At 42.9% G+C, this 13,743-nt stretch carries 13 protein-coding genes; 4 read left to right on the top strand and 9 right to left on the bottom strand.

Features of this window, described 5'->3' with window-relative positions:
- Window positions 1-93: 93 nt before the first annotated feature.
- Window positions 94-1,791, bottom strand: coding sequence for a M23 family metallopeptidase (locus D1614_RS12825; RefSeq protein ID WP_162304492.1), 1,698 nt, complete (start codon window positions 1,789-1,791; stop codon window positions 94-96).
- Between the two features lie 211 nt (window positions 1,792-2,002).
- Here D1614_RS12825 and D1614_RS12820 point away from each other — a divergent pair, with 211 nt between their 5' ends.
- From D1614_RS12820 to rny, 3 genes are all read left to right on the top strand, one after another.
- A complete protein-coding gene (locus tag D1614_RS12820; protein WP_119438340.1) occupies window positions 2,003-2,296 on the top strand; it encodes a coiled-coil domain-containing protein in 294 nt (97 codons plus the stop codon).
- Window positions 2,297-2,302: 6 nt separating this feature from the next.
- A complete protein-coding gene (locus D1614_RS12815; protein WP_162304491.1) occupies window positions 2,303-2,605 on the top strand; it encodes a cell division protein ZapA in 303 nt (100 codons plus the stop codon).
- A 90-nt stretch (window positions 2,606-2,695) separates the two neighbouring features.
- Window positions 2,696-4,255 (top strand): ribonuclease Y, encoded by a 1,560-nt coding sequence (gene rny, locus D1614_RS12810; protein ID WP_119438338.1) that lies wholly within the window; start codon window positions 2,696-2,698, stop codon window positions 4,253-4,255.
- A gap of 534 nt (window positions 4,256-4,789) precedes the next feature.
- On the opposite strand, the gene D1614_RS12805 is transcribed toward rny, so the two are convergent.
- The 7 genes from D1614_RS12805 to secA form a co-directional block, all read right to left on the bottom strand.
- The gene (locus D1614_RS12805) at window positions 4,790-5,290 is read right to left on the bottom strand and encodes a hypothetical protein (RefSeq protein WP_119438337.1); all 501 of its coding nucleotides are present in this window, start codon (window positions 5,288-5,290) and stop codon (window positions 4,790-4,792) included.
- 16 nt (window positions 5,291-5,306) lie between these two features.
- On the bottom strand, window positions 5,307-5,858 hold the full coding sequence (locus D1614_RS12800; RefSeq protein ID WP_147384203.1) for a PepSY-associated TM helix domain-containing protein: 552 nt from the start codon (window positions 5,856-5,858) through the stop codon (window positions 5,307-5,309).
- A 384-nt stretch (window positions 5,859-6,242) separates the two neighbouring features.
- Window positions 6,243-6,656 carry a DUF134 domain-containing protein gene (locus tag D1614_RS12795; protein ID WP_119438335.1) on the bottom strand — a complete coding sequence of 138 codons (414 nt, stop codon included), beginning with the start codon at window positions 6,654-6,656 and terminating at the stop codon, window positions 6,243-6,245.
- 2 nt (window positions 6,657-6,658) lie between these two features.
- Complete coding sequence (aroC, locus tag D1614_RS12790; protein WP_119438334.1) at window positions 6,659-7,729, bottom strand: chorismate synthase; 1,071 nt, start codon at window positions 7,727-7,729, stop codon at window positions 6,659-6,661.
- Between the two features lie 85 nt (window positions 7,730-7,814).
- Window positions 7,815-8,399, bottom strand: a complete 585-nt coding sequence (locus D1614_RS12785) for an FKBP-type peptidyl-prolyl cis-trans isomerase (RefSeq protein ID WP_119438333.1) — start codon at window positions 8,397-8,399, stop codon at window positions 7,815-7,817.
- A 96-nt stretch (window positions 8,400-8,495) separates the two neighbouring features.
- Window positions 8,496-9,311: a prolipoprotein diacylglyceryl transferase gene (lgt, locus tag D1614_RS12780; RefSeq protein ID WP_206610012.1), complete on the bottom strand. Its 816-nt coding sequence runs from the start codon at window positions 9,309-9,311 to the stop codon at window positions 8,496-8,498.
- Window positions 9,312-9,331: 20 nt separating this feature from the next.
- Window positions 9,332-12,652, bottom strand: coding sequence for a preprotein translocase subunit SecA (gene secA, locus D1614_RS12775; protein ID WP_119438332.1), 3,321 nt, complete (start codon window positions 12,650-12,652; stop codon window positions 9,332-9,334).
- A gap of 211 nt (window positions 12,653-12,863) precedes the next feature.
- On the opposite strand from secA, the gene D1614_RS12770 reads away from it, so the two are divergent.
- The gene (locus tag D1614_RS12770) at window positions 12,864-13,046 is read left to right on the top strand and encodes a hypothetical protein (protein WP_119438331.1); all 183 of its coding nucleotides are present in this window, start codon (window positions 12,864-12,866) and stop codon (window positions 13,044-13,046) included.
- A gap of 32 nt (window positions 13,047-13,078) precedes the next feature.
- On the opposite strand, the gene lolA1 is transcribed toward D1614_RS12770, so the two are convergent.
- Window positions 13,079-13,735, bottom strand: coding sequence for an outer membrane lipoprotein periplasmic chaperone LolA1 (gene lolA1 / locus D1614_RS12765; RefSeq protein ID WP_119438330.1), 657 nt, complete (start codon window positions 13,733-13,735; stop codon window positions 13,079-13,081).
- Between the last annotated feature and the right edge of the window lie 8 nt (window positions 13,736-13,743).

Here is a 13,743-nt window from a genome sequence, read left to right as displayed (position 1 = left end):
ACAGGATTCGCGGCCCCGAAGAATGACGAAAATCTGTTTTTCACCCGGCAGCCTTGCTGTTAAAAAACACCTTCTACGCCGGATTCAGTTGTTTCACTTCCAGAAACCGGACTGGTAAACCGAGATATTGTCTTTGTAATCAACTACTCTTAAAACCAACTCATGCTGCCTCCCGAATTCAAACCGCGTTTTATCAAAATAATGGGTTATCAAACTGTTTTTGGCATCGTATTCAAACAAAGCCCATTTCCCGTCGAGGAAAGCTTCGATGTTTTTTATTCCTGAAAGATCATCACTGATTTTAAAACGAATTCGTGTTTGTTCGCTTAAACGACCTTCGCTTATACTGAGCGGTCTGATAAGCGGAGGAATGGTATCCACCATCAAGGCATACCTTCCCAATGTGCGGATGCTTCCTTCCACCCAACCGTTGTTAAAAGTCCCTCCCACAGCGCTGGGCTGGCCGCTTTTAGAGTTCAGACTAACGATCAACACTTTCGGCTCCAGTTCCGACGGTAGATGGCACGGTTTTATTTTTAGCTCAGCCGGAATATGAAGCGGCACTTTTTCATCTTTTAATACCTGAAAGTCAGAATAAAAAGCATCGGTAGTCGGTTCTTCTTTGTACAAAAACCGGCAGTCGGAATAAAGTGCGCCTTTCGGAATATTCAGCATACAATTTTCCGATTCAAACAAATTATCCTTGTCATATTTCATAGCCACGCTCCCATTCGGAACACTTGCCTGTATTTCTTTGAACTTTCCTTCCACCTTAAATTCAAGCAAAGAAGAATTTCCATAGGTATCAGCCATTTCGAGCTGAACTTTGTGACGACCATTGCTTGCCACAAAAACACCTTGCGAAAGATCGTAAGTATAAATGGGTAGTTGATTTCCGGGATCGACCCAAGTTTTAATAAAACGCCGCCCCGATTCGATGTATTCGCCGTAAACCACATGGCTGTTAATATACCGCGAGTTGCCAAACGAAAAACGCTTAAGCTGAAAAGCAAAACGTGTAAGATCGTCCACCGAAAGAGTGAGCCCAGTGATACCGCACTTATTGTAGCTTCCATCCAGGTAATCGTTGGCCTGAACAGCAAAGCCCACCGGCCCATACACCGGAATTATCGGGTTTCCCTTTACCCAATATTTTCCTTCGGATAAAACCAGCGGATAACTGGCGGCCACCGGCTGATAGTTAACATGCGAAGTGTCGGATAGTGGGACTACCAGTAACGAGAACATTTTGGGCGCAATATTATCAACTATTGAAAATCCGTATTCCAGGGGATTTAGTGGCTCTTCGGACCGTGTATCCCGGATTTCGAAATGCAAATGAGGACCACCCGAACTGCCACTGTTTCCGCTTTTGGCAATTTCCTCTCCCTTTTTCACCGGAAACAAAAATGATGGCACCTCCAGGTCAACCCGAAAAGATTTTTGCTCGTATTGCCGGTCTGTCACATATTTCTGAATAGCCGGAGCGAAACGTTCCAAATGCCCGTAAACCGAAGTTGTTCCGTTGGGATGATGAATATAGAGCGCATTTCCGAAACCGGAGGGAGATACCGAAATTCGGGAAACATACCCCTCTGCAACTGCATAAACCGGAAATCCGGTAACTCCCTGCGTTTTAATATCAATCCCGGAATGAAAATGATTACTCCGCAGTTCGGCAAAACTACCGCTTAATAACAAAGGTATCTTTAACGGATCGCTGTAATATTTCTCCTGTGCACTTGTTCCCAGTGCGACTATAACCAGAATAAACAGAACTAAAGTTCTCATAAACATCATTTAGTTGGCCCGCAAATTTAACTTTTTACAGGCTTCAATTCTTATTACAACGAAGGGCAAACTATTTTATTTGCACAATCTTACGTCACTGGTGCATCCATCTCATTAACACAGAGATGTTAGCATTATTTGTCCCCAAACAAATACTTTTACTTTCTTGGTATTGAAAAAAAGTTAACTTTGCCTCTGAAATGCAGCTATAATGACCGAAGAAGATCGTTTGCTTCTGAAAGAATTAAAAACGAATGTGCAGCAATTATTCAGCAGTTTCAAGCATTTGGAAAATGAAAACCGATTGTTGCACGACGAAATTTCGAAACTCCGTAATAAAATCGGGGAATTGGAGCACGAAAAGTCGGAGATCGGTCAAAAAAACGAGCAACTGAAAATTGCCAACCAATTGTTATCTGAGAAACATGGCAACGGGGAGGCAAAACAGAAAATTAACTTATTGATACGGGAGATTGATAAATGTATCGCATTACTAAACAAGTAATGTATTGTGAAAGACAACGATTTTAGAATAAATATTAAGATTGACGAGCGGAATTATCCGCTGACCATCAATCGCAGAGATGAAGAGAGATACCGGAAAGCTGCAAAATTTGTGAACGAAACCATTAGTGAATTCAGAAAAAGGTTTCAACACAACGACCAACAAGATATAATGGCAATGACTGCATTTCAGGCGGCTTTGAATTACAGCATTTTACAGGATCGCCAGGATTATTCTCAATTCATCGATGATATTAAGGATTTAAATGACGACATTTCTGATTTCTTAAAAGAGCAGAATTGGAAATAGAACTATAAAGTATTTATCAAAGCCCGTATTGGGCCTTTTCCGGACAGAAAAGGTTCTCTACGGGTTTTTTAGTATTTAAATTAAAAATTCATGGACATAAATTTGATATTTGCAGTAGCTGCGGGTTTTGTTGGAGGTGGTGGATTGGCCTACTTCGCATGGAACAAAGCCCTGAAAGCAAAGAAAAGAAAGATAGTAGCGGAAGGCATGGCCGAAGCTGAAGTGATCAAAAAAGACAAGATTCTACAAGCTAAGGAAAAATTCCTTCAGTTAAAGTCGGAACACGAAAGGTATATTAACGAGAAGAACTCGACGCTGTCAAACCTTGAAAACAAACACAAACAGCGCGAAAATATGCTTAACCAGCGTCGCGATGAAATCAACCGAAAGGTTAAGGAATTTGAGACCGAAAAACGTGAAATTGAAGTTATTCGTGAAAACCTGAATGCCCAATTACAACGGGTAGAACACAAAAACGAAGAGCTCGAAAAAATCTACAAACAAACACTCGAAAAACTGGAACAGGTTTCGGGATTATCTGCTGAAGATGCCAAAGCGCAACTGGTAGAATCACTGAAAGAAGAAGCCAAATCGGATGCGGTGGCTTATATCAATGAAATCATGGAAGAAGCCAAGCAAACCGCCAATAAAGAGGCGAAAAAGATTGTGGTGAAATCCATTCAGCGTGTGGCAACCGAAACAGCCATTGAGAATTCTGTTACCATTTTCCATATTGAAAGCGACGAGATAAAAGGAAGAATTATCGGACGTGAAGGACGTAACATTAGAGCTCTTGAAGCTGCTACCGGTGTTGAAATTGTTGTAGATGATACTCCGGAAGCCATTGTGCTTTCAGCGTTCGATCCGGTGCGTCGTGAGATTGCCCGTTTGGCCTTGCACCAACTGGTGACCGACGGACGTATTCACCCGGCCCGTATCGAGGAAGTGGTTCAGAAAGTGAAAAAACAAGTGGAAGAAGAAGTGATCGAAACCGGGAAACGTACCGCAATCGACCTTGGAATCCATGGCCTGCATCCTGAATTGATCCGTTTGATCGGTAAAATGAAATACCGTTCGTCGTACGGACAGAACCTGCTGCAACACTCGCGCGAGGTAGCTAACCTAAGTGCAATTATGGCAGCTGAGCTGGGATTAAATCCGAAAAAAGCAAAACGCGCCGGATTGCTGCACGATATTGGTAAAGTGCCGGATGATGAACCGGAATTGCCACACGCAGTACTCGGTATGAAGCTGGCCGAAAAATACAAGGAAAAACCGGACATTGCGAACGCCATTGGTGCTCACCACGATGAAGTGGAAATGCAGAGCCTTCTCGCTCCTATCGTTCAGGTTTGCGATGCTATTTCAGGTGCCCGTCCGGGAGCCCGTCGCGAAGTAGTGGAATCGTACATTAAACGATTGAAAGACCTGGAAGATCTGGCTCTCTCCTACCCGGGCGTTATGAAAACATACGCCATTCAGGCAGGACGCGAATTGCGTGTAATTGTAGGTGCCGACAAGATGAACGATCAGGAAACCGAACAGCTCTCGTACGACATCTCAAAACGTATTCAGGACGAGATGACTTACCCTGGACAGATCAAGATCACGGTAATTCGCGAAACACGTGCTGTGAGCTACGCAAAATAAGAACAAAGAAACTTGAAATATCCGAGCCTTCCGTTGAAAAACGGGAGGCTTTTTTGTTTCTGAAAGTTTAAGCTGCCCATTAAAGTTCATCCTGAAAATTTGTTGGATCTTAATTTATAAGAGTACAGGCATACCTCATAATGAAAGTGCCGCCATAGCACTTTGTTTCAGCTTAATCAAGCCTATTAAGAGAGCAATTTCAAATTGCTCAAACAGTTTCTCTTTAGCAATCTTTACAATTGGAAAGTATGAGTTTGGAACTCCAAACAATTAAAGGTTGCGGAAAGAGGAAGATAATTAACATTCATTGGATACTTGAATATGAAAGCGATGCTTGGGGGCTGACAAGTAATTTAAAATAGAAAAAGTATCCGGCCGCCAATACAGGCAAAAATGAACTCTAAAACCGGCATATTGCTTTCACCTATGTGAAACAATACCCAAAAAAAGAAGGATGCAAATTGATCGTTTTGCATCCTTCTCCTTCCAAATCAGTATTGTTAGCCTCAAAGGCCTTTTTGTGCTGATAAGACTTTACAGTTCTTTTACTTTCAGTCCTTCGATAAAAAATACCCGTTCGGCGGCAGCCTGGTTTTCAGCAATAATCTGATGAGCCTTTGCTGTTTCAGTATCCTCTTCAGCTTCTCCTTCGCCAGTACCGTGTTCGGCTCCCGGATTGTGCGCATCTGCCTCGGTTTTTACTTCTTTAAGTATACCGGCTATTTCCAGCTCGCTTCCCATTTGTTCCTGGGTAAACGCACCGATTTTTTCTCCGGCTTCTATGCGGATACTGATGCCTTCACTACTTCCCATTAAAAAGCAGCGTTCGCCGCCATGCTGGCAAACATGAAACACTGTTCCTTTTACTACTACTTCTTTATCCGCCAGTTCGGGAGCTTGCTGCAACAGCTCGTCTACGGTTAATACAACTACTTCTTTCGGAGCTTCTTCCGTTTTTACAGGCGCTTTTTTGGCTTGTTGTCCACATGCAAACACGATTAGAGCCAACATACTTAACATCGCGATTTTCTTCATAATCAGTTATTTTTGGTTAAATGTATAAAATTGCAAAAATTAAAGGTACGATAAAACCGGCAAGCGTCAACCACCATCCCCATCGGGTCAGGCCGCGCTTTCCTTTTAACAGAAACAGCCCGGAAATGGCCACAAACAAAAGAATAACTGCCATTAAATCACTCACCCACTTCCAAACGGTTCCGAGCGTCGCCTTGTGCAGTTTATTCATCTCAAAAATTAATGGACGTCGTTGCAGAAACTGAAACCTGCCTTCTCCCGTTTCCGGATCCAATACAGCTTCGCCACTCTCGATAAAAACCTTAATGTAACCTTCGTTATTGGTATAGTGCTTTTTATACGTCATCTCGTGAGGTAATTCAGATAAGATACTTCTGATGTCATCTGCGCCATAAATTCCATCCTCCTGAACCGGAAACCGGAAATCTTCAATTATGATGTTGTAGTCGGGATTAAAATCGTGCCGGTGATTCAGAAAAATTCCTGACAGGGCATAAACGATGGTCATTCCTACAATAAAATATCCTAAATCGCGGTGAAGGATCCGTAAAAGCTTTCTAATTTTCATTGGTTTTTTCTTCCTTTCTTCAAACAATCATCGTAAACAATTGTATGACTGAAAGTTATACTTACTAATCAAATCAATTGCCTCCGAATTCCTGCTAAATAGTTAACGCACAAATATATATGATAAATGGAATACGCAAATTTTTCGGAATACAAAAAAAAATAAAAAATAGTTTGGAATGACTCTAACTGACGAAAGCAGGATGAGCTAAGGGTTACATGGAATTTCAGAAAAAATAAAAGAGCAAAGTATCTCCTATTCGGTCACTTTGGTATTGACATGAAAGCTTATTCGTCGTAAATTGCAGCCGATCCTAGTGTACTAGGGCTCTGGTTTTATCACAACTTAATTGGGTACCTCCGGCTGTTGAGCCGGAGGTTTTTTTTAATCAGAAAAATATTCGTTTAGTGATATAATATCTTCAGAATTACAAACCGGACAATTCTTTACTTCGTCGGAATAATCGCTAAAACTGGCTTTACAAGCATTGCATTTATACCAGTTCTTATCAAAGTAAACGTCTCCGCCCCGGAAGATCAAATCTCTTCCTTCAACAAATGCAGTAGCTACTTTATGCCGCGCTTCTTCGTAGATACGCGTCAGTGTCGGACGGGAAACATCCATATATACCGCTGCTTCTTCCTGTGTCAGGTTCTGGTAATCGAGCAAACGAATCGCTTCATACTCTTCAAGATGAAGTATTACCTCGTTTGATTTTCGTCCGCGAATACCATAAACCGACATTCCCTTAATTACCGGCGGGACCTGAATCCTCCTGTTTCTTTTTCTTCTGGGCATAGTTACATATTTGTTTTATTCAGTAAATAGTGGTCAACTAAAACAAGTGCCGCCATTGCTTCAACAATAGGGACAGCACGTGGCAACACACAGGGATCGTGCCTTCCTTTTGGATTGATCGTGGTTTCTTCGTTGGCCCGGTCAACCGTTTTTTGCTCTTTCAACAAGGTTGCTATCGGTTTAAATGCCACCTTGAAATAAATGTCTTCGCCGTTGGAGATCCCTCCCTGAATGCCTCCTGAGTTATTCGTCTTGGTCCGTATGCCATTTTCGGTCTTAACAAAAATATCATTGTGTTCCGAGCCACTTAATTTCGTGCCTTCAAAACCAGAACCGTACTCAAAGCCTTTTACAGCATTTATTCCGAGCATGGCGAACCCCAAGTCGGCATGTAGCTTATTAAAAACCGGCTCTCCCCAACCTGCCGGCACGCCGGTAGCAACAGCGGTGATAACGCCGCCAACCGTATCGTGCTCTTTTCCTGCTAAAACAATACGGGCAATCATTTCTTCAGCTATTTCCGGATCAGGACAACGCACAATATTTTCCTCCGTTTTTGTCAGGTCCAATTCAAGGTACGATTTATTTAGCTGAACTTCGCCAACCTGTGAAACAAAAGCTTGAATATGTACACCAGCTTTTGCAAGAATCTGCTTGGCAATGGCGCCAGCCACTACACGAGCAATGGTTTCGCGTGCCGAAGACCTGCCACCTCCCCGGTGATCACGTGTTCCGTACTTTTGAATATAGGTATAATCAGCATGAGAAGGACGGTATACATCTTTCAGATCGTTGTAATCGTTCGAATGCTGGTCTTTGTTCCAAACCGCAAATGCAATGGGCGTTCCCTGCGTTTTTCCTTCAAAAATACCCGACAGGAACTCTACCTGGTCCGGTTCTTTTCGCTGGGTAGTAATTTTCGACTGCCCCGGCCTTCTTCTCGATAAATCTTGTTGAATTAACTCTACATCGATTTCCAGCCCGGCAGGACAACCGTCAATAATACCTCCAATTCCCCTGCCATGAGATTCGCCAAACGATGTTAAACGAAATAAATGTCCAAATGTGTTCATACTTTATGCAAAAAACCCTGTTCTCTTATACGTGTTAAGAAAACAGGGTTAAAGATATTAAATTGAACTAATTCTGAAAATTATATTAGCATCCGCAACCACATCCGCCGCCATTACTTTCAGTACCACATCCGCCGGAGCCGCAACCGCCTCCTTCGCCACTGCCACATCCGCAGCTTCCGCCACCGGAAAGTATTTGTGCCACTTCTTCGTCAGAAGCTTCGCGCACTTCAACAACCTTACCGGTAAAGAAAAGATCTTCGCCTGCCAGTGGGTGGTTAAAATCCATTTTTACGGTTTCATCGGTCACTTCGAGCACCAAACCATTCAGGCGTTGGCCGTTGCTGCTCATCATCGGAACAGTATTGCCTTCCTGAATCAGTTCTGAATCAAACTCTCCGTTTACCAGGAAAACGCTTTTAGGCAGTTCAACAATTGCATCATTGTTTACTTCACCATAAGCATCGGTGCTTCCCAGTTTAATTTCAAACGGATCATCTGTTTTCAACCCTACCAACTCAGTTTCAAATTTGGGCAGCATCATACCTGCACCGTATAAAAACTGTAACGGATTTTCGAGGGTAGCGCTTTCCACCAGTTCCCCGTTTTCGTCGTCAATACGAAGATCGTATGTCAACGTAACCATTTTATATTTTCCTATCTCTACCATATTCCTGAAATTTCTGAATGTTGTGCAAATTAAATCTTTTTTATCAGTCGAAACAAAACACCTTGCAGTATTTTATTCAATATTAACAAATAATTATCAACGATTGTTAAACACCACTTCCGGTTTTTTAATGGCCCTGATAACCAGGGTTAATCCGATCAATACAAACGGCACACTGAGCCACTGCCCCATGTTTAACATCATACCTGATTCAAAGGCCTCCTGGTCTTCTTTAATGAATTCGATAAAGAACCTGGCAGTGAAGATTAAAATGAAGAAAGCTCCGAGCAGTAAACCGGGCCTATTTTTGGCACTGGTTTTCCGGTATAAAAACATTAATATTCCAAAACTTAACAGGTATGCCAAGGCTTCATAAATCTGGGTGGGATGTTTGGCGAATTCCTCACCGTTGCGTTCAAAAATAAAGCCCCAGGGCAAGCTGGTTTGAATACCGTATATTTCGGAGTTCATCAGGTTTCCTGTACGAATAAAGGCCGCTACCAGGGCTGTTGGAACCACAATCCGGTCAAGAGTCCAGAGCATGGTACGCTTGGTTACCAAGCGCGAATGGATGTACATTGCCAACAGAATACCGATGGCTCCTCCGTGACTGGCCAAACCTCCGTGCCATACTTTTATAATTTCGCCGGGGTGCTGCGAGTAATAATCCCATCCGTAGAAAAACACATGCCCTAAACGCGCTCCCACAATGGTGGCGATAATGATGTAGAAAAACAGGCTGTCAATCCATTTCTGGCTAACATTTTCCGATTTTAACATTCGTTCGCCAATGGAATATCCCAGCAGAAAACCACCCGCAAACAACAGCCCGTACCAACGAACCGACAATGACCCCAGGTGAAATATTTCGGGATTGACATTCCAGTGAATAAAGTTTAAAATATATGTCATTTCGTGCTTTGTTCTTTAGTTTATGCCTCGCCCCTTCCGTGACATTGTTTGTATTTTTTTCCGCTTCCACACGGACAGGGGTCGTTTCGCCCTACACGTTTCTCTACGGTTACCGGCTGAGGCCTGGAGCGCTCCTGCGTTTGCGTATTGGCTCCTTCCATTGGGTTTTCAGCTCCCGGAAGTTCAGATTTCTGTGTTTTGTAACGGCTCATATCCGTACGTTTCCGCACCTCCGCTTCTCTCACCTGATCCGGACTCTGAATCGGAATCTGTCCCTTCATCAGGGTTGAAACCACCTGTTTATTCACTTTATTAACCAGCTCTTTGAACAGGTTGAACGATTCAAATTTATAAATCAACAGTGGGTCTTTTTGCTCGTAAGTGGCATTCTGAACCGATTGTTTCAAATCGTCCATCTCTCTTAATTGCTCTTTCCAGCCTTCGTCGATGGTATTCAGAACAATCTGTTTCTGGTACGATTTTACGAGTTCTTTACCTTTATTATTGTAAGCCTTTTCAAGGTTGCAAATAATCTGGAAAATTCGTTTTCCATCGGTAATCGGAACTACAATATTCTTGTAAACCTCTTTTTTGGTTTCGTATACATTTTTAATAACCGGGAATGCCTGCTTTGAAATTCCTTCTACTTTCCGGTTATAACCGCTGATCATTTTATCGTAAATACGATCTGTTACTTCACTTGCGCTCAGCTTTTTGAACTCTTCTTCGTTCACCGGCGACTCCATCGACAGCAGGCGCATCAGCTCCATGTTGTAATCGTCGAAAAGATCGGAACCGTGATACTGATTTACGATTTCTTCCACTGAATCATACATCATGTTCAGTACATCCACTTCCAAACGTTCGCCAAACAAAGCGTGTTTACGTTTTTTGTAAATAACTTCACGCTGCGAGTTCATCACATCGTCGTATTCCAGCAATCGCTTACGAATACCAAAGTTGTTTTCTTCCACCTTTTTCTGCGCGCGTTCGATCGATTTGGAGATCATCGAATGCTGAATCACTTCGCCTTCTTCCAGACCAAGACGGTCCATAACTCCTGAAATACGGTCGGAGCCAAACAAACGCATCAGATCGTCTTCCAACGAAACATAGAACTGAGAAGAACCGGGGTCTCCCTGGCGACCGGCACGACCACGCAACTGACGGTCAACACGCCGTGAATCGTGGCGCTCCGTTCCGATGATGGCCAAACCTCCGGCGGCTTTTACTTCATCCGTCAGTTTAATGTCGGTACCACGACCTGCCATGTTGGTAGCAATCGTAACCGTTCCTTTTTTACCGGCTTCGGCAACAATGTCAGCTTCCCGCGCATGTAATTTTGCGTTCAAAACATTGTGCTGAATACCTTTTATTTTTAACATACGGCTAAGCAATTCCGAAATCTCTACCGAAGTTGTACCTACCAGCACCGGTCTTCCGGCATTGTGGAGCTTTACGATTTCATCGGTAACCGCATTGTATTTTTCGCGTTTTGTTTTGTAAACCAAATCCTGGTAGTCTTTACGAACAATCGGACGGTTGGTAGGAATAACCACAACCTCTAATTTGTAGATATCCCAGAATTCGCCTGCTTCAGTTTCTGCCGTACCGGTCATACCTGCGAGTTTGTGATACATCCTGAAGTAGTTCTGAAGCGTAATCGTTGCGAAGGTCTGAGTAGCCGCTTCCACTTTTACGCGTTCTTTTGCTTCAATGGCCTGGTGCAGTCCGTCCGAATAACGACGGCCTTCCATAATACGACCGGTTTGCTCATCAACGATTTTCACCTTGTTGTCGATCACCACGTATTCCACATCGCGTTCAAACATGGTGTATGCTTTGAACAACTGGTTGATGGTGTGAACACGTTCTGATTTTATGGCATAATCCTGTAATAACTTATCTTTCTCATCTTGTAAAGCTTCGGGTGAAAGCCCTTTGCTTTCCAATTCCGCTATGCGGCTTCCCATATCCGGCAATACAAAGAACTCCGGATCATCCATTCCCTGCGAGATCAGATCGATACCGATGTCAGTCAGTTCCACTGAGTTCTGCTTTTCTTCAATGATGAAATACAGCGGATCGGTTACAATGTGCATGTTCTTGCTGTTCTCCTGCATGTAGAAGTTCTCTGTTTTCTGAAGAACAGCCCGCATTCCCTCTTCACTCAGGAATTTGATCAGCGACTTATTTTTGGGCAAACCTTTGTGTGCACGAAGCAGTAATAATCCGCCTTCTTTCTTTTCGTCGTTGGAGGCATCCGGTTTGGTAAGCAACCTTTTGGCATCGATGAATACTTTATTCACCAAATCACGCTGTGCTTTGTACAGCTTTTCAACGTAGCCTTTCAGTTCTTCAAACTGCTGGTTTTCTCCTTTCGGAACCGGACCTGAAATGATCAACGGCGTACGGGCATCATCCACCAAAACAGAGTCAACCTCGTCGACAATTGCATACTGGTGTTTGCGTTGCACCAGGTCTTCCGGATTAATGGCCATGTTATCGCGCAGGTAGTCGAAACCAAATTCGTTGTTGGTTCCGAATGTAATATGGGCATTATAGGCTTTCCGGCGCGATTCGGAGTTCGGCTGGTGTTTGTCGATACAATCAACTGACAAACCATGGAACTCATAAATAGGTCCCATCCACTCGGCGTCACGTTTCGACAGGTAGTCGTTCACGGTCACCACGTGCACACCTTTCCCGGTTAAAGCATTCAGAAACACGGGCAAAGTAGCCACCAGCGTTTTTCCTTCACCGGTTGCCATCTCAGCAATGTTTCCCTGGTGCAGCACCACCCCGCCAATCAGCTGGACATCGTAATGAATCATGTTCCAGGTGGTTGGGTTACCTCCTGCCAGCCAGGTATTGCTCCACAGTGCCTTTTCGCCTTTTATTACAATGCTGTCGCGTTTGGCAGCCAGGTCTTTGTCAAAATCATTGGCAGTAACCTCCAGTTCTGTATTTTCCGCAAAACGACGTGCCGTATCTTTTACCACTGCAAAAGCTGTCGGAAGAATTTCATTTAAAACCGTTTCCAGTTTTTCATCAATCATCTCTTCCAGCTTATCAATCCGTTCGTAAATCTTTTCAGTATCCTGAATATCCACTTCCTCAACCTCAATCTTCAAAGCAGCAATCTCGTCTTCCTCTGGCTTAACACGTTCGGCAATAATTCTTTTCAGTTTTGCTGATTCTTCCCGTAATCCGTCGTTACTAAGCTTTGTTATTCGTTCAAATTCTTCTTTGATTTGGTTGACGATCGGAGTGATCTCTTTTATATCTCTTTCTGATTTATTTCCGAGGATTTTTCCCAGAATTTTAGTTACAAATGCCATGTTGTTTCTTATTGATCTTTAAAAATAAAGCTCCGCAAATTTAAATTAAAAGTGCAGGCTATAAAAACTATTGTTACACTTATTTATAATAATCGTGCCATTCACTTTGCCTGCCATTTGCACGACAAGATTACCGATATACCTCAAATAATCTGACATAACAGGTAAAGTTTTACGCAGTTTAATATTTTTGCAGGCACATATTTACACAATGGGAACATTAAATACAAGATGTTTTGTTTGCAAAAAAGCGGTCACTCCCGAAACTTCCACTCTAAATCCGGTTGTTAATTTACCGGTTTGCCAAGTATGCAAAGGGACCGGGGCCGAACAAAAAGAAGAAAAAGACGTGCTCGACAGCCTGGCGGATGGCTTTGTTTGCGGATGCATCTGATGAAAACAAAAAAAGCTGTGAAATCACAGCTTCTATCTTAAATCAATTTCTTCTACGTCAGCATGTTTGCTTTTATCAAACACAAATTCAGCGTCAGTAAAACTCTTGTTTGTTTCGAGCTTGTTAACCACAATTCCATACAGATTTTCATCGGTACCGTGCAATGTGGCTGAGCTAAGCATCATGGTAGCTTTGTCAATAAACACATCGATTTTTTCTACCTGAAATTCATCCGAATCCGGAAAAAGTTCAATTTGGTAAAGGGTTTTGCCACCCTCTTTCTTTTCAGCAATAAATTTGGAACGAAACCCGCGCTCGTAAATACTAAATATGGAAGACGGATCCATCAGTTCGCTTCCGGCGTCTTCTACATTTGTAATGGTTACCTGATTGCCCTCTTTCATATAATTCCAGATTGTTTCTCCATTGGAATAAATTTCCAGCCCGGCCCCCGGCAAACTCACCATGTATTTTTGTCCTGTTACTTTTATTGTGCCTTCGTTCTGTTCGTTGATGTCCATTTCCTTGTTCACCATCGAAAAAACAAAATCGGCCGACATGCTGGTAAAGGTTTTTGTTTTGGCACTTACCTGGTCAAGTATTTCTTTTGCTTTTGCGTCGGTTTGAGCATACAGCGTTACTGTAGCTCCCAAAACGATGGCAAACACCATCCCCCATTTTCTCTTCATATCCTTTA

This window comes from Maribellus luteus (assembly GCF_003576475.1).
GTDB classification, from domain to species: Bacteria; Bacteroidota; Bacteroidia; order Bacteroidales; family Prolixibacteraceae; genus Draconibacterium; species Draconibacterium luteum.
This window is presented reverse-complemented; position numbering and strand designations above follow the sequence as displayed.

Coding starts and splice junctions, on each gene's coding strand:
- D1614_RS12825 (WP_162304492.1), bottom strand. CDS start 1,791: ATGAGAACTTTAGTTCTGTTTATTCTGGTTATAGTCGCACTGGGAACA.
- D1614_RS12820 (WP_119438340.1), top strand. CDS start 2,003: ATGACCGAAGAAGATCGTTTGCTTCTGAAAGAATTAAAAACGAATGTG.
- rny (WP_119438338.1), top strand. CDS start 2,696: ATGGACATAAATTTGATATTTGCAGTAGCTGCGGGTTTTGTTGGAGGT.
- D1614_RS12805 (WP_119438337.1), bottom strand. CDS start 5,290: ATGAAGAAAATCGCGATGTTAAGTATGTTGGCTCTAATCGTGTTTGCA.
- D1614_RS12800 (WP_147384203.1), bottom strand. CDS start 5,858: ATGAAAATTAGAAAGCTTTTACGGATCCTTCACCGCGATTTAGGATAT.
- D1614_RS12795 (WP_119438335.1), bottom strand. CDS start 6,656: ATGCCCAGAAGAAAAAGAAACAGGAGGATTCAGGTCCCGCCGGTAATT.
- aroC (WP_119438334.1), bottom strand. CDS start 7,729: ATGAACACATTTGGACATTTATTTCGTTTAACATCGTTTGGCGAATCT.
- D1614_RS12785 (WP_119438333.1), bottom strand. CDS start 8,399: ATGGTAGAGATAGGAAAATATAAAATGGTTACGTTGACATACGATCTT.
- lgt (WP_206610012.1), bottom strand. CDS start 9,311: ATGACATATATTTTAAACTTTATTCACTGGAATGTCAATCCCGAAATA.
- secA (WP_119438332.1), bottom strand. CDS start 12,652: ATGGCATTTGTAACTAAAATTCTGGGAAAAATCCTCGGAAATAAATCA.
- D1614_RS12770 (WP_119438331.1), top strand. CDS start 12,864: ATGGGAACATTAAATACAAGATGTTTTGTTTGCAAAAAAGCGGTCACT.
- lolA1 (WP_119438330.1), bottom strand. CDS start 13,735: ATGAAGAGAAAATGGGGGATGGTGTTTGCCATCGTTTTGGGAGCTACA.